Here is a 14757-nt window from a genome sequence, read left to right as displayed (position 1 = left end):
GGAGAACTTACGACCTGTGCAAGGACATGCAAGGAGGAGAGTGGGCACGTGGACGCCGAGCTGACCAACAAGAGCCGGGACGCGATCAACGCCGCCACCAACCGCGCCGTGGCGGCCGGCCATCCCGATCTGACCCCCGCACATCTGCTGCTGTCGCTGCTCGAAGGCCGGGACAACGAGAACGTCACCGATCTGCTGGCCGCCGTCGGAGTGGACCAGGTGGCGGTACGCTCCGGTGCCGAGCGGGTGCTCGCCGCGCTGCCCAGCGTGACCGGTTCCACCGTCGCGCCTCCGCAGCCCAACCGCGAGATGCTCGCCGTCATCGCGGACGCGGCCCAGCGGGCGAAGGAGCTGGGGGACGAATATCTCTCCACCGAGCATCTGCTCATCGGCATCGCGGCCAAGGGCGGTCAGGCCGGGGAGGTGCTGGACCGGCGGGGCGCCGACGCGAAGAAGCTGCTGGACGCGTTCGAGAAGGCAAGGGGAGGGCGCCGGGTGACCACACCCGACCCGGAGGGCCAGTACAAGGCCCTGGAGAAGTTCGGTACCGATTTCACCGCCGCGGCCCGCGCGGGCAGGCTCGACCCGGTCATCGGCCGGGACCAGGAGATCCGGCGTGTGGTGCAGGTGCTGTCACGCCGTACGAAGAACAACCCGGTGCTGATCGGCGAGCCCGGCGTCGGCAAGACCGCCGTGGTCGAGGGACTCGCGCAGCGGATCGTCAAGGGCGACGTGCCGGAATCGCTCAAGAACAAGCGGCTGGTTTCGCTGGACCTCGGCGCGATGGTGGCCGGTGCCAAGTACCGCGGTGAGTTCGAGGAGCGCCTCAAGACCGTCCTCTCCGAGATCAAGGCGAGCGACGGACAGATCATCACCTTCATCGACGAACTGCACACCGTCGTGGGCGCGGGCGCCGGCGGCGACTCCGCCATGGACGCCGGCAATATGCTCAAGCCGATGCTGGCGCGCGGTGAGCTGCGTATGGTCGGCGCGACCACGCTGGACGAGTACCGCGAGCGGATCGAGAAGGACGCGGCGCTGGAGCGGCGCTTCCAGCAGGTGCTGGTCGCCGAGCCCACCGTCGAGGACACGATCGCGATCCTGCGTGGGCTCAAGGGCCGGTACGAGGCGCACCACAAGGTGCAGATCGCGGACGCGGCCCTGGTCGCCGCCGCTTCGCTCTCCGACCGTTACATCACCTCGCGCTTCCTCCCGGACAAGGCCATCGACCTGGTGGACGAGGCCGCGTCCCGGCTCCGGATGGAGATCGACTCCTCGCCGCTGGAGATCGATGAGCTCCAGCGCGCCGTCGACCGCCTCCGGATGGAGGAACTGGCGCTGAAGAACGAGTCCGACCCGGCCTCCAAGCAGCGGCTGGAGAAGCTGCGCCGCGATCTCGCCGACCGCGAGGAGGAGCTGCGCGGTCTGAACGCCCGCTGGGAGAAGGAGAAGCAGGGCCTCAACCGCGTCGGTGAGCTGAAGGAACGTCTCGACGATCTGCGCGGCCAGGCCGAGCGCGCGCAGCGCGACGGTGACTTCGACACCGCGTCCAAGCTGCTGTACGGGGAGATCCCGGGCCTGGAGCGGGAGCTGAAGGAGGCCGCCGCGGCCGAGCAGGAGGCCGCCAAGGACACGATGGTCAAGGAGGAGGTCGGCCCGGACGACATCGCCGATGTGGTCGGCTCCTGGACCGGGATCCCGGCCGGGCGGCTGCTGGAGGGCGAGACACAGAAGCTGCTCCGTATGGAAGAGGAGCTGGGTGCGCGGCTGATCGGCCAGCTGGAGGCGGTACGCGCGGTCTCCGACGCGGTACGCCGTACGCGCGCCGGGATCGCCGATCCCGACCGGCCCACCGGATCCTTCCTCTTCCTCGGTCCCACCGGCGTCGGCAAGACCGAGCTGGCCAAGGCCCTCGCGGACTTCCTCTTCGACGACGAGCGGGCCATGGTCCGTATCGACATGAGCGAGTACGGAGAGAAGCACTCGGTGGCGCGGCTGGTCGGCGCGCCTCCCGGCTATGTCGGCTACGAGGAGGGCGGCCAGCTCACGGAGGCCGTGCGCAGGCGCCCGTACTCCGTCATCCTGCTGGACGAGGTGGAGAAGGCGCACCCGGAGGTCTTCGACATCCTGCTCCAAGTGCTGGACGACGGCAGGCTCACGGACGGCCAGGGACGGACGGTGGACTTCCGCAACACCATCCTGGTCCTGACGTCGAACCTCGGCAGTCAGTATCTCGTGGAGCCGACCACGACCGAGGAGACGAAGAAGCAGCAGGTCCTGGAGGTGGTGAGGGCCTCCTTCAAGCCGGAGTTCCTGAACCGTCTGGACGATCTGGTGGTCTTCTCCGCCCTGACGAAGGACGATCTGGCGCATATCGCCAAGCTCCAGATCGACCGCCTGGCCCGCCGCCTCGCCGAGCGCCGCCTCACCCTGGACGTCACTCCGGCGGCCCTGGAATGGCTGGCCGACAAGGGCAACGACCCGGCCTACGGCGCCCGCCCACTGCGCCGCCTGGTCCAGACAGCCATCGGCGACCGCCTCGCCAAGGAGATCCTCGCAGGCGAGATCACCGACGGCGACACGGTCCGCGTGGACCGCTTCACGGACGGCCTGATCGTGGGCAAGGCAACGCCCGAGCCCGAGGAACCGGCGGAACCGGCGGGGCCTGCTGAGCCGGGTCGGAAGACGCTGTAGCCGATCCGGCTGCCTCCAGGCCCGTCACCCGCCCGGGTGGCGGGCCTGTTCGGGTTCGTAATGGGGAACTACCATCACCTTGTCCGGGCATTTTGCGATTCACTTGTTCACAAGGCTATTAAGGGGGTGGGTAGCCCGTGCTGCTGAGCTTTCGTGTGGCCAATCACGGCTCTCTTCGCGAACCCCAGGAGCTGAACTTCGTACCGACGTACGGGGACGACGACCGGCCGGCGGTGCCCGTGGCGGCGATCTTCGGGGCGAACGCTTCGGGGAAGTCGACGGTGGTGGACGCGTTCCGGTTCTTCAGGGCGGCAGTGCGCGAGTCGCAGGCCCGGTGGCTGCCGGACGCTCCGGTGCGGCGGCGGTCCTTCCTCCTTGACCGCGAGAGCCGTCATGAGCCGTCGTCGTATGCGGTGGACCTCCTGCTGGAGGGCGTGCGATACGTGTACGGCTTCAGCGTCACGGACAGGGAAGTCGCCGAGGAGTGGCTGTACGCCTATCCGAAGGGCCGCAGGCGCGTTCTCTTTGAGCGTGACCGAATGGCCATGACCTATGGTGCGACGCTGACCGGTGAGCGGGTGGCCGCCGAGCGCATCATGCGGCCGAACAGCCTCTACCTCTCGGCCGGAGCCCAAGTCTCGCATGGGCAGCTTGCGCGGGTGTGGGACGCTGCGGGCGACTGGCTCGTCATCGGTGACGGCTCGCGGCAGGCGGTCGCAGAACTCGGCGCGGTGGCCACTCTGACGTACGAGGCATTCGCGAGGCTGGGACTGCCACTTGGGGCAGAGGTTCTGGCGGCGGCGGATGTAGGAGTACATGGCATTCGGCGCAAAGTGGAGAAAAATAGAAAATTCGAGGCGCATCAGGTAAAGCAGTTGGGTGAATCGCTGTGGGAAGAGATGCCGGAGGATTTCAAGGATGCGGCATTGCAGTCGCTGGAGTTCATTCACCGGGTCGGCGACGATGAGTTCGTTCTGCCGGTCGACGCCGAGTCGGCCGGAACCAAGACCTGGCTGAGCCTGGTCACCATGGCGGTCATGGCAATCCTGGACGGAACGCCTGTGTGCGTCGACGAGATCGATGTCAGCCTCCACCCGATGCTCACCGCCAAGCTGCTCACGCTCTTCCAGAGTCCGGAGCTGAACCCGCTCGGGGCCCAACTGGTCTTCACCACCCACGACGCCTCCCTCCTCGGCACGATGCTCGGGGACCAAGTGCTCCGCCGTGACCAGGTCTGGTTCGTGGAGAAGGACGCCGGAACCGGCGCCTCGACGCTGTATCCGCTCACCGATTTCAAGCCGCGCAAGGGCGAGAACTTCGAGCGCCGCTATCTGGCAGGCAGCTACGGAGCCGTGCCGCTGCTGCCGGAGACGGCGTTCGAGGACATGCTCAAGAAGTACTGGGGGGCTCGTGGCGAGGTCGTTTCCGCGTGAGGGATCGGGCCGCCGGCGCGGCCCGGTCCGGCGTTCCGCGCGCACGATGCTGATCGTCTGCGGCAGCAAGGAGACCGAGCGGCAGTATTTACAAGGGCTGCGCGACGATCTTCGTAACCCCGCCGTCTCCGTAGTCGTACGCGGCAAGCCATGCTCCCCGACACAGCTCGTGACGTACGCACGCGGCCAGCGGGACCTGAACAAGGGCGGCTACGACGAGGTGTGGTGCGTCTTCGACGTCGATGAGTACCCGGATGTCGACCGGGCCGCCCTCGCCGCTCGTCGGCACAACATCAGAGTCGCTGTCTCCAACCCGTGCTTCGAGCTGTGGCTCCTGCTGCACTTCTCGGACCACCGCGCGCACATTGACACACCCAAGAAGCTGCTTCCGCTCCTGGAGAAGCATGTGCCCGGCTACGACAAGACCCGGGTGGACTTCTCCCGATACCGGGACGGGGTACCGCAGGCAAGGGAGCTGGCCCGGAAACTCGACCCGTCCGGCGCGGAGCACACGCTGAATCCCTCGACGGGCGTCTGGCAGCTCACGGACCGGATGGCGAACCCGTGACCCGCTGAAGGGTGGCCGGGGTTGCCAGGGCCCTCGGGGGATGGGGGAGGATGGCAGGAACCGTACGAAGGGAAATACACGGTGAGCATCGACCCGTCCTCGATTCCGAATTTCGGGGGCCAGCCCCAACCGCAGGGTGCAGGACCGGCGGGCCCCGTCGTCCCTGACCAGGATCTGGTCAAGCAGCTCCTCGAACAGATGGAGCTGAAGTACGTCGTCGACGACGAGGGTGACCTCGCGGCGCCGTGGGAGGAATTCCGTACGTACTTCATGTTCCGCGGTGAGGAGGACCAGCAGGTCTTCTCGGTGCGGACGTTCTACGACCGGCCGCACCCCATCGCGGACAAGTCCAAGGTCCTGGACGCGATCGACGACTGGAACCGTCGCACGCTGTGGCCCAAGGTCTACACGCACATCCACGAGGAGGGCGACGGCCCGCCCACCGTCCGGCTCATCGGCGAGGCCCAGATGCTGATCGGCATGGGTGTCAGCCTGGAGCACTTCGTGTCGTCGACGGTGAGCTGGGTGCGGGCCTCGATCGAGTTCGACAAGTGGCTCGTGGAGCAGCTCGGCCTTGAGCCGGGCGACGAGAAGCCCGAGGACGCCTGACTTCGGCCGTCTGCGGCGCCCGCCGCCCGGTAGCCGTACGACAGAGCCCGGTCCGGGCCGTGACCATCGTGGTCACGACCCCGGCCGGGCTCTGTGCTTTGCCGATCGGTACTTCCGTGTACACCGAGGGCGAGTCCGCCCTCTCGGAGCTGGCGGCCGGAGTGCCAGGATGGGCGGCATGACGACGATCGACGGTGAGGCCGCGGCCGGGTTCGAGCCGGTGCGTGAGGCGTTCGCGGTGAATTTCGCCCGGCACGGGGACATCGGCGCGGCGGTGTGCGTGTACCGGGACGGCCGGCCGGTGGTGGACCTGTGGGGTGGGACAGCCGACCCGGACACCGGTCGTCCGTGGACGCGGGAGACGCTGCAACTGGTCTACTCGGCGACCAAGGGCGCGACCGCGACCGCGGCGCATCTGCTGGCTCAGCGCGGCGCGCTGGACCTGGACGCGCCGGTGGCCACGTACTGGCCGGAGTTCGCCGCGAACGGCAAGGCGGACATCCCGGTGCGCTGGCTGCTTTCCCACCAGGCCGGCCTGGTTGCGCTGGACCAACCGGTGCCGCTGGCCGAGGCACTGGCCTGGCAGCCGATGGTGGCCGCGCTGGCCGCTCAGCCTCCACAGTGGACTCCGGGCACCGCGCACGGGTATCACGGCCGGACCTTCGGCTGGCTGGTCGGTGAGGTGATCCGCCGGGTGTCCGGCCGCACGCCGGGCCGCTTCTTCGCCGACGAGATCGCCGCCCCGCTGGGGCTGGACTTCTTCATCGGGCTGCCGACGAGTGAACGCGACCGGCTCAGCCGGATGGTGTACCAGCAGCCGGACGCCGACTTTACCACCGCGCCTGCGGAGTCGATCCCCGAGGAACTCCGCGAACTGGTCGCCGCCATGCTTGACCCGAACTCGCTCAGCAACAGAGCCTTCGCGGTCACCGACCCGGCCGAGATCGACTTCAACTCACCCGAGGTCCAGGCCGCGGAACTCCCGGCCTCCAACGGCATAGGCACCGCCCGCGGACTGGCACGCATGTACGCCGCACTGATCGGCGAGGTGGACGGTGTACGCCTGCTCACCCCGGAAACCCTCGCGTCGGCGACCAAGGAACAGGCCGGCGGGACGGACCAGGTGATGCTGATACCGAGCCGCTTCAGCTCCGGATACATGCTGCCCACCGGAACCAACCCCATGACCGGGCCAACCTCCTTCGGCCACGCCGGCCGAGGCGGCTCACTCGCCTTCGCCGACCCCGAGCACGGCATCGCCTTCGGCTACGTGATGAACCACATCATCGAGGGCCCCGACGATGTACGCGCGTCGTCACTGGTGGAGGCGGTGAGCAGGTCGCTGGCGTAGCTGCCGGACGGAGTTGGCACACGCTCGGGTCGCATACGACGCTTCAGCTACGGGTCGCCCCGGGCCACAGCCCGTTGGGTGAGCGTGGCGGGGTGCGTGTCGCACACCGTGACGCGCAGTGTTTCCGCCCGGTGCCGGAGGACGAGGCGGACGCTGTCGCCGTCCCCGGTGAACGAGCAGGCGTACGCGACGAGTTCGCGCACCAGCAGCAGCGGACGGCTGTCACCAGCTCCGGCGGTCCCGTCACCCAGGCCACTCCTCGTTCATGCACTCATCGGTCATAGGGGCAGGTCGTCGGGCAAGAGACGGAAGCACTTGTGTCGGCCCAACGGGCGCACGGCGCGGAAGTCGCGGCGGTCGAGGGTGAGGACAGCATCGGTGTCGTAGTCCGCGGCCAGTGCGACGTTCACGGCGTCGGCAAGATCGAGGTCGAGCGCGCCGTACCTGACTCGCACTGACTGTGCACTCGCCAGGTGGGACTCGGTGATCTCCGGTACGACGATCCGGCTCACCCGCATCCAGCGCCGGATGTCGTCGATGGCGCTCACGGCCGCCTCTCGTCCCAGCTCACGGGTGGCGACGTGGTCGATCTCGGAGAGGAGCAGCGGCGACATCACGAGAAGGCCGGCGGCCAGAAGCGCTTCATTGGCTCCCTGGTGTTCCGGGTGTGCCGAGTCGAGTGCGGCCAAGAGGCCAGAAGTGTCGGCGACGACGATGATCACGCGGTGGTCCCGGACCCGCTCTCACGCCGGACGGAGTCGGCCACGGCGTTGCGCAGGTCCTCCTTGCTCGGTGTGCGGCCGGAGCCTTCAAAGGTGCGCGAGAACAGCGGCTCGTCCCAGACGCGGTTCGCCATGGCTGCGAGGTGGATGCCTTGGCGGATGATCTCGGCCTCACTGATGCCGCGACGAGCTGCCGCTTCCTTGATGATGGCGAGGTCTTCGGGGTCGGCGTAGACGTTCGTGCGCTTCATGGACATGTACCAAGCTTAGTCCATGTGCTGGAAGCGGTGCATGTACCGCATCGTCGTCCCCCTGCGGAGGCCGACGACGGGGAAGGGATGGCTGTCAGTGGCGCGCGAACGACTCCCGCAACTGGTCGGCGGCCTCCGCCAGGACACCCTTCCGTTTGCAGAAGGCGAAGCGTACGAAGGGTGCGCCCTCGTCGTGGTGGTCGTAGAAGACGGCGTTCGGGATTGCGACGACGCCGCAGCGTTCGGGGAGGGCGCGGCAGAAGGTGAAGCCGTCGGTTTCGCCCAGGGGGCGGATGTCGGTGGTGACGAAGTAGGTGCCGGACGGGCGGTAGACCTCGAAGCCGGCCGCGGTGAGGCCCGCGGAGAGTACGTCGCGCTTGGCCCGGAGATCGGTGCGGATTTTCTCGAAGTAGCTGTCGGGGAGGCGTAGGGCTTCCGCGATCGCGTACTGGAACGGTCCCGAGGCCACATAGGTCAGGAACTGCTTGGCGGAACGGACGGCTGTCACCAGCTTGGGCGGTCCCGTCACCCAGCCCACCTTCCAGCCGGTGAAGGAGAACGTCTTGCCGGCGGAGCTGATCGTCAGGGTGCGTTCGCGCATGCCCGGGAAGCTTGCGATCGGTACGTGCTCGCCCTCGAAGACGAGATGTTCGTAGACCTCGTCGGTGACGACGAGCAGATCGCGTTCGACGGCGAGTTCGGCGATGGCCGCCAGTTCTTCGCGGCCGAGGACCGTGCCGGTCGGGTTGTGCGGGGTGTTGAGCAGGATCAGCCGGGTGCGGCCGGTGACGGCGGCGCGCAGTTCGTCGAGGTCCAGGTGGTACGCGCCGTCGTGCGGGCGCAGGGTGACCGGGACGCGTGTGCCGCCCGCCATGCCGATACAGGCCGCGTACGAGTCGTAGTAGGGCTCCAGCGCGATCACCTCGTCACCCGGCTCGACCAGTGCGAGCAGCGCGGCAGCGATCGCCTCGGTGGCGCCCGCCGTGACGAGGACCTCGGTGTCCGGGTCGTACGTCAGGCCGTAGAAACGCCGCTGGTGCGCGGCGACGGCCGTACGCAGCTCGGGTACGCCCGGGCCCGGCGGGTACTGGTTGCCGCGCCCGTCGCGCAGGGCGCGGACCGCGGCCTCCCTGATCTCCTCCGGGCCGTCGGTGTCGGGGAAGCCCTGGCCGAGGTTGATCGCTCCGGTCCGTACCGCCAGCGCCGACATCTCCGCGAAGATCGTCGTGCCGCCGAGCCATTCTTTGGTCATGGCGGCCATCCTGTGCCGAACCTCTGGAGTTGCTCAAGTCAGCTTTGGGCCGCGGACGCCGAGGGGACACCCCAGTCACGCACGAGGTTCATGAACGAAGCAACGAAGCAACGCAGTCAACGAAGCAATGAAGCGATGACGTCGTGCGAGGGAGCGCGGCGGGCTTCGCTACGGGGGAACAGAAGGACGGGTGGGATCGATGACTGGTTTGGGGATTGCGGTCGTCGTGGTCATGGCGACGATCGCGTTCGTCGGGCTCGTGGCGAGCGTGGGCAACGGGGGCGCGGCGCGCAGGCGGCGCCGTGGCGCGGCGCGTGCCACGGCCGGCAGCAGCCGTGCCACTGCCGGTATCTCGATGAAGAAGAAGGGCGCCAAGCGCCGCTCCAAGGGCAGTTGGTGGGCCGGAGGCGGCGGCGCGGCCGGATCCGGAGCGGGTTGCGGTGGCGGTACGTCCGCTTCGTGCGGCGGCGGTTCCTCCTCCTGCGGAGGAGGCTCGTCGTGCGGTGGCGGCGGGGGATGCGGCGGCGGAGGCGGCTGACACGGGGCAGCCGGTCCGCGGTGCCGACGGCGATGCCCGGCGGGGAACGAACTCCCGCCGGGCATCTCCATGTTGACCGTTCGAGGGCCCTTCGCCACCGGTCTTCGACGCTTTGGTTGAACAGTTGAACTGTAGGGCCCCCGAGCGGATGGAAAACCCCGCCAAGTTGGGTAAAAACGCTGTGAGCGTCGCGTACTTCGTGATTCCCTCGCTGTTGAGAGCTTCCAGCCCTCGGACCTCACGCGGAGCCGAGCCGGCGATCTCCCCCACAAGTTCCCGCTCATCGTCCGGGTCGTCCCGGTCCACCCGTCAAGCGTGTTAGCGGAGCCTGCCCATGCTCACCAATCTCAATACGGCCTACACCGACTCCCGTGCCGCCGATCTGGCCTGGGCGTTGGGCCGGGATCCACTCCCCGCCCTGGCCGTCCTCGACCTCGAACTCGACGGCGCCGGACTCCAGCTCCGCCTGCTCGGCGCCTCCCACCAGGTGTTACTTGAGGAGGAGCACGGCACTTGCTCCGAGACCGTCGCCTGTATCCCAGGGAGCAGCACACCACTGCCGCTCGGTGTCTCCAAACGGCTCGGGGACTGGGAGTACGAATTCGCCGCGCGCGTCGAGACGCTCTCGCACGGCTCGTTCGCGGGGCGCGCGCAGGAACTGCTCGCACTGGTCGCCGACCATCCGAACGGGCTGGCGGGCATCTTTCCCGGTGCTCCGTACGCCTTCACCGCGATGCTGGCGCAGCGCGACGAGGGCCAGGTCCACTGGCGTACCTGGCATGCGTACCCCCAGGAAGGACAGCTCGTGGTGACGCGGACACGAGTTGGCGTGCGTATGCCTGCGGTGCTGTAGTTACACCCGTGTGGGTGACAAACCGCAATGAATTCGTGACGTAGCGTTACGGGCATGATCGAGCAAGCCGCGTCCTCGCCGTCCCAGGGTGAGAAACGGCTGCCCGTGCGCGCGGATGCCGGGCGTTTCCTGATCCTCGCCGTGGTCTTCATCTGTGCCGCGTGCGGGCTGGTGTACGAGCTGGAGCTGGTCGCACTCGCCTCGTATTTGATCGGGGACTCCGTCACCCAGGCGTCCGTCGTCCTGTCGGTGATGGTCTTCGCGATGGGCGTGGGCTCGCTGCTCGCCAAGCGGCTGCGCTGCCGGGCGGCGGTCGGCTTCGGGCTGCTGGAGGCGGCGCTCGCGCTGCTGGGCGGCTGCTCGGCGCTGGTGCTGTACGGGAGTTTCGTCTGGATGGGCGAGTCGCGGTATGCCCTGGTGGGCTTCTCGCTGGCCATCGGCATCCTCATCGGCGCCGAGATCCCGCTGCTGATGACGCTCATACAGCGGTTCTCCCGGCAGGACGCGGAAGGGACGGTCGCCGATCTGTTCGCCGCCGACTATGTGGGCGCGCTGGTCGGCGGGCTCGCCTTCCCGTTTCTGCTGCTGCCCTGGCTCGGCCAGCTCACGGGCGCGCTGCTGACGGGCGCGGTCAACGCGGTGGCGGGCGGCGCGCTGGTCCTGTGGCTCTTCCGGCGGGATCTGACGCCGCGTTCGCGCTGGCTGCTGGTGATCGTCAATGTCCTGGTCCTGTCCGTGCTGGCCACCGCGGCCGTGCTGGTCGACGACTTCGAGCGGGCGGCGCGGCGCGCGGTGTACGGCGACCGGGTGCGGGTCGCCGTCCATACGGATGTCCAGGAGGTCGTGCTCACGGGCGGCCGGGACGGACCACTGGATCTCTATCTGGACGGGCGGCTGCGGGTCAGCGGGCGCGACGAGTTCCGCTATCACGAGGCGCTGGTGCACCCCGCGATGCGCGGGCCCCATGCGCATGTGCTGATCCTGGGCGGAGGCGACGGACTGGCCGCGCGTGAGGTCCTGCGGTACGGGAGCGTCCGCGCGGTCACGGTGGTCGAGCTGGACCCGGGAGTCGTCCGGCTGGCCCGTACGGACCCGGCGCTGGCCGCGCTGAACGGGCACGCGTACGACGATCCACGGCTGCGGGCCGTCTACGCGGACGCGTTCACCTGGCTGCGGGCGGCGCCGGAGCGTACGTATGACGTGGTGATCTCGGATCTGCCGAACCCGGGCATCACGGCCAGTACGAAGCTGTACTCGGAGGAGTTCTACGGTCTGGCCACCCGGGTGCTCACCGACCGCGGCCGACTGGCGGTGCACGCGGGCTCGCCCACGTCCCAGCCGCGTACGTACTGGACGGTCGACGCCACGCTGCGCGCGGCCGGCTTCGGTACCACTCCGTACAGCGCGACGGGCCCGCCCACCGGTTTCACGGCGGGACCCGACCGGGTGAAGGACGGCACGCCTGCCCTGTCCGACTGGGGATTCGAGCTGGCCGAGCTGGGAAGCCGGCCGCAGCTCGGCCTCGCGGCCGACGCGCCTCGGCTGCGGTCCCTGGGAATGCCGCTGCTGGCGGCCGGCGCGCGGGGAGTGGAGCGTACGCGGATACCGGATCTGCCGCCGTCGACGCTGGTGCATCCGAGGTACACGGAGTGAAGCGGGGACGGGGGCGGGGTGAGGCGAGTGGCGAGGTCGGCGGTGGGGCGGGTGGTGTGACGTGTGGGGGAGCGGGCGGTGAGTCGGGTGGGGCGCCGGTGAATCCGCTCGGCAAGAAGGCCGCTTCCGGCGCCGGGGCTGAGTAGGCTCGGTTTCCATGGAGCATGAGGTGTTCGTTCCGGTGGTGACAGAGGCTCTCCGGCAGACGCTGCGGGATCCCTCACGGGTGGCCCGCTGTGTCCCAGGGCTCCAACAGGACGCCGATGAGTCGGCGGGGCCGCTCTCCGGGCGTCTCAAGGTCCGGATCGGCGGCCATACGATCACCTATCGCGGCGCGCTGACGCTCGCCGAACGGGACGGCGTCTTCACCGCTGAGGGCGAGGGCACGGAGGCCCGTGGCACGGGCTCCGCCAAGCTGACGCTCGCGCTCCGGCTGGCCGAGGCGCCGGGCGGTACGACGCTCACCTTCACGGGCGGATCGCGCGCGGAGGGCCGGCTCGCGGAGCTGCCCGGAGAGACGGTGACGGCGGCGGCGCACCGGCTGCTGGACCGTCTGGCGGCGCGGCTGGGCGAGCTGTCGATCCCGCTGGAGGCGGCGGAGGCACCGCAGACGCCGGAGGTGACGGAGACGGAAGACACCTCTGACGCAGACACCTCTGAGGCCGCGAAGGCCGCTGATGCCGACCGGGACGACCGGGACGACCGGGAGCCGGACGATGTCAACGACGTCATCGATCAGAAGGACAGCGTCGCCGAAGAGCTCGAAGACGATCTGGACGACGACGAGCTGGTGGGCGGCGAACTGGCGGACGACGCGCTTGGCGACGGTGGGCCGGACGCCGACGGCCTCGATGCCGATGACCTTGATGCCGATGACCTTGACGACGACCGCACCGATGATGAGGACGACGACGAGCTGGACGCATCCGTCTTCGAGGTGGACGCACCGCCGTCGTCCCTCGACGGCGAGACCTTCTCCGGTGAAGGGAACTTCCTCGTTCCCGACGAGCCGCCCGCCGAGGCCGCGCACGCCCGGCGCACCATGATCGGCCGCAGCGCCGAGGAGGTCGACCACGCGCCGCCGCGCGGCCGGTACGCGCCCGTGCCCGCGCCCGAGTCCGGCAGTGCGGGAGCCACGCTCCGGTGGGTCGCGCCGGCCGCCGCACTCGCGCTCGCGTCCGCCGTGGTGGTCGGGCGCGCACTGCGCCGCCGCAAGTAGTGTCGGGGTGTGAGTAGCAGCGAAGAGAGCATCCGACTGGCGGCGGGCGACGCCGAGTTGACCATCACTCCGGAGAACGGCTGCCGGATCGGCAGCCTGCGGATCGGCGGGACCGAACTGCTGCGTCAGGGCGAGCGGTACGGCTGCTTCCCGATGGTGCCGTGGTGCGGGCGGATCGAGAACGGGCAGTTCCGCAACGGTGGTGTGGTCCATCAGATGCCCCTCAACTCCCCGCCCCACGCGATCCATGGCACCGGCCGGAACACGGCTTGGCGTACGGCCCGGGTGGGCGGGAGCGAGGCGGCGTTCACCTATGACCTGGTCGATCCGTGGCCGTACAGCGGCCGGGTCACCCAGACCTTCGAGCTGACCGAGGACGGGCTGTCGCTGGCGCTGGGCGTGGAGACGTACGACACGTCCTTCCCCGCCCAGGCCGGCTGGCACCCGTGGTTCCTGCGCAATCTGGGCGGCAGCGACGTACGTATCGACTTCGCGCCCGACTGGCAGGAGGAGCGCGGCAGCGACCATCTGCCCACCGGCCGCCGGGTGACACCGCGCCCGGGTCCCTGGGACGACTGCTTCGGGATGCCCGACGGTGTGGATGTGACGCTCACCTGGCCGGACGAGCTGGAGCTGAAGGTCACGAGCCGGGCCGAGTGGGTCGTGGTCTACGACGAGCAGGCCGAGGCGGTCTGTGTGGAGCCGCAGTCGGGCCCGCCGAACGGGCTCAACACCATGCCGCGGCTGGTCACTCCCGTCGAGCCGCTGGAGATCACGGCGAACTGGAACTGGCGGCGGCTCTGACGGACGGTGGTCTGACGGGCGGTGGCTGTGGCGGGTGGCTGGGCTGGCGGTGGCTCTGACGGGCAGCGGCTGTGAACGGGCGGCGGCTCTGACGGCCCGGCCGGGGTGACCGCATAAGCTCGGGGCCATGACTGACGCACGGGCTGAGCTGCTGCAACTGATCAAGGACAAGGCCGTGGTCCACGGCAAGGTGGTCCTCTCCTCGGGTCGTGAGGCCGACTGGTACATCGACCTCCGCCGGATCACCCTGGACGGTCATGCCGCGCCGCTGGTCGGTCAGGTCATGCTCGACACCACCGCCGAGCTGGACTTCGACTGTGTGGGCGGGCTGACGCTGGGCGCCGATCCGGTGGCCACGGCGATGCTGCATGCCTCGGCCGCGCGCGGAAAGCGGCTGGACGCGTTTGTCGTCCGTAAGGCGCAGAAGGCGCACGGCCTTCAGCGCCGGATCGAGGGCACGGAGGTGAAGGGCCGCCGCTGTCTGGTGGTCGAGGACACCTCGACCACGGGCGGCTCTCCGCTGACGGCCGTCGAGGCGGTACGGGAGGCCGGCGGCGAGGTCGTCGCGGTCGCGGTCATCGTGGAGCGAGGTGCGGCTCCTGCCATTGCCGAGGCGGGACTTCCGTATATCGCTGTCTATGGGACGGACGAGCTGGGTCTGGCCTGAGCTGGGCTTGGTCTGAGTCCGGCCCTGAGCTGGGCATTTGGCGCGGGGGGGGGGGGGTTTTATGGGTAACCCCCCCCCCCCCGGGGGGTTTGGGCGGGGGGGGATAACAAGGTCGTTTTAAAAAAAAAACAAAGGCGGCGCGT

General features: G+C 69.1%; 15 protein-coding genes. 11 read left to right on the top strand and 4 right to left on the bottom strand.

Annotated features, from left to right (window positions below; all coding sequences use genetic code 11):
- Positions 1-48: 48 nt before the first annotated feature.
- From clpB to ACFV6H_RS19275, 5 genes are all read left to right on the top strand, one after another.
- Positions 49-2694 carry an ATP-dependent chaperone ClpB gene (gene clpB / locus ACFV6H_RS19295; RefSeq protein WP_385543402.1) on the top strand — a complete coding sequence of 882 codons (2646 nt, stop codon included), beginning with the start codon at positions 49-51 and terminating at the stop codon, positions 2692-2694.
- A 239-nt stretch (positions 2695-2933) separates the two neighbouring features.
- Positions 2934-4127, top strand: coding sequence for an ATP/GTP-binding protein (locus ACFV6H_RS19290; protein WP_385543399.1), 1194 nt, complete (start codon positions 2934-2936; stop codon positions 4125-4127).
- Entirely contained in the window at positions 4105-4695 is a 591-nt protein-coding gene (locus tag ACFV6H_RS19285; protein ID WP_385543396.1) for an RloB family protein, read from the top strand. The genes ACFV6H_RS19290 and ACFV6H_RS19285 overlap by 23 nt, the downstream gene beginning before the upstream one ends.
- Positions 4696-4776: 81 nt before the next feature.
- Positions 4777-5304: a YbjN domain-containing protein gene (locus ACFV6H_RS19280; protein WP_384783051.1), complete on the top strand. Its 528-nt coding sequence runs from the start codon at positions 4777-4779 to the stop codon at positions 5302-5304.
- Positions 5305-5482: 178 nt separating this feature from the next.
- Entirely contained in the window at positions 5483-6655 is a 1173-nt protein-coding gene (locus ACFV6H_RS19275; RefSeq protein ID WP_385543392.1) for a serine hydrolase domain-containing protein, read from the top strand.
- A gap of 47 nt (positions 6656-6702) precedes the next feature.
- On the opposite strand, the gene ACFV6H_RS19270 is transcribed toward ACFV6H_RS19275, so the two are convergent.
- The 4 genes from ACFV6H_RS19270 to ACFV6H_RS19255 form a co-directional block, all read right to left on the bottom strand.
- Positions 6703-6858 (bottom strand): hypothetical protein, encoded by a 156-nt coding sequence (locus ACFV6H_RS19270; RefSeq protein WP_385543389.1) that lies wholly within the window; start codon positions 6856-6858, stop codon positions 6703-6705.
- Between the two features lie 75 nt (positions 6859-6933).
- Complete coding sequence (locus ACFV6H_RS19265; protein ID WP_385543386.1) at positions 6934-7377, bottom strand: PIN domain-containing protein; 444 nt, start codon at positions 7375-7377, stop codon at positions 6934-6936.
- Positions 7374-7634 (bottom strand): CopG family transcriptional regulator, encoded by a 261-nt coding sequence (locus ACFV6H_RS19260; protein ID WP_385543383.1) that lies wholly within the window; start codon positions 7632-7634, stop codon positions 7374-7376. The genes ACFV6H_RS19265 and ACFV6H_RS19260 overlap by 4 nt, the downstream gene beginning before the upstream one ends.
- 88 nt (positions 7635-7722) lie before the next feature.
- Positions 7723-8880 carry a pyridoxal phosphate-dependent aminotransferase gene (locus ACFV6H_RS19255; RefSeq protein ID WP_385543380.1) on the bottom strand — a complete coding sequence of 386 codons (1158 nt, stop codon included), beginning with the start codon at positions 8878-8880 and terminating at the stop codon, positions 7723-7725.
- Between the two features lie 199 nt (positions 8881-9079).
- Here ACFV6H_RS19255 and ACFV6H_RS19250 point away from each other — a divergent pair, with 199 nt between their 5' ends.
- From ACFV6H_RS19250 to pyrE, 6 genes are all read left to right on the top strand, one after another.
- Complete coding sequence (locus ACFV6H_RS19250; RefSeq protein ID WP_384978565.1) at positions 9080-9418, top strand: hypothetical protein; 339 nt, start codon at positions 9080-9082, stop codon at positions 9416-9418.
- A 334-nt stretch (positions 9419-9752) separates the two neighbouring features.
- A complete protein-coding gene (locus ACFV6H_RS19245) occupies positions 9753-10271 on the top strand; it encodes a DUF2617 family protein (RefSeq protein ID WP_093599765.1) in 519 nt (172 codons plus the stop codon).
- Positions 10272-10325: 54 nt separating this feature from the next.
- Entirely contained in the window at positions 10326-11924 is a 1599-nt protein-coding gene (locus ACFV6H_RS19240) for a polyamine aminopropyltransferase (RefSeq protein WP_385543377.1), read from the top strand.
- Between the two features lie 157 nt (positions 11925-12081).
- Positions 12082-13143, top strand: coding sequence for an SRPBCC domain-containing protein (locus tag ACFV6H_RS19235; protein WP_385543374.1), 1062 nt, complete (start codon positions 12082-12084; stop codon positions 13141-13143).
- Positions 13144-13152: 9 nt separating this feature from the next.
- On the top strand, positions 13153-13947 hold the full coding sequence (locus tag ACFV6H_RS19230; RefSeq protein ID WP_385543372.1) for an aldose 1-epimerase: 795 nt from the start codon (positions 13153-13155) through the stop codon (positions 13945-13947).
- 127 nt (positions 13948-14074) lie between these two features.
- Entirely contained in the window at positions 14075-14614 is a 540-nt protein-coding gene (gene pyrE, locus ACFV6H_RS19225) for an orotate phosphoribosyltransferase (protein WP_385543369.1), read from the top strand.
- The last annotated feature ends 143 nt before the right edge of the window (positions 14615-14757 follow it).

It is taken from the genome of Streptomyces sp. NPDC059743 (genome assembly GCF_042732975.1).
Taxonomy (GTDB): domain Bacteria; phylum Actinomycetota; class Actinomycetes; order Streptomycetales; family Streptomycetaceae; genus Streptomyces.
Note: the sequence above shows the minus strand (reverse complement) of the source record. Positions and strands in the feature narration are given on the sequence as shown.

Excerpts from the sequence above, each read along its gene's own strand:
- ACFV6H_RS19250 (WP_384978565.1), top strand. The coding sequence starts at position 9,080 with ATGACTGGTTTGGGGATTGCGGTCGTCGTGGTCATGGCGACGATCGCG.
- ACFV6H_RS19245 (WP_093599765.1), top strand. The coding sequence starts at position 9,753 with ATGCTCACCAATCTCAATACGGCCTACACCGACTCCCGTGCCGCCGAT.
- pyrE (WP_385543369.1), top strand. The coding sequence starts at position 14,075 with ATGACTGACGCACGGGCTGAGCTGCTGCAACTGATCAAGGACAAGGCC.
- ACFV6H_RS19255 (WP_385543380.1), bottom strand. The coding sequence starts at position 8,880 with ATGACCAAAGAATGGCTCGGCGGCACGACGATCTTCGCGGAGATGTCG.
- ACFV6H_RS19275 (WP_385543392.1), top strand. The coding sequence starts at position 5,483 with ATGACGACGATCGACGGTGAGGCCGCGGCCGGGTTCGAGCCGGTGCGT.
- ACFV6H_RS19260 (WP_385543383.1), bottom strand. The coding sequence starts at position 7,634 with ATGTCCATGAAGCGCACGAACGTCTACGCCGACCCCGAAGACCTCGCC.
- ACFV6H_RS19235 (WP_385543374.1), top strand. The coding sequence starts at position 12,082 with ATGGAGCATGAGGTGTTCGTTCCGGTGGTGACAGAGGCTCTCCGGCAG.
- ACFV6H_RS19240 (WP_385543377.1), top strand. The coding sequence starts at position 10,326 with ATGATCGAGCAAGCCGCGTCCTCGCCGTCCCAGGGTGAGAAACGGCTG.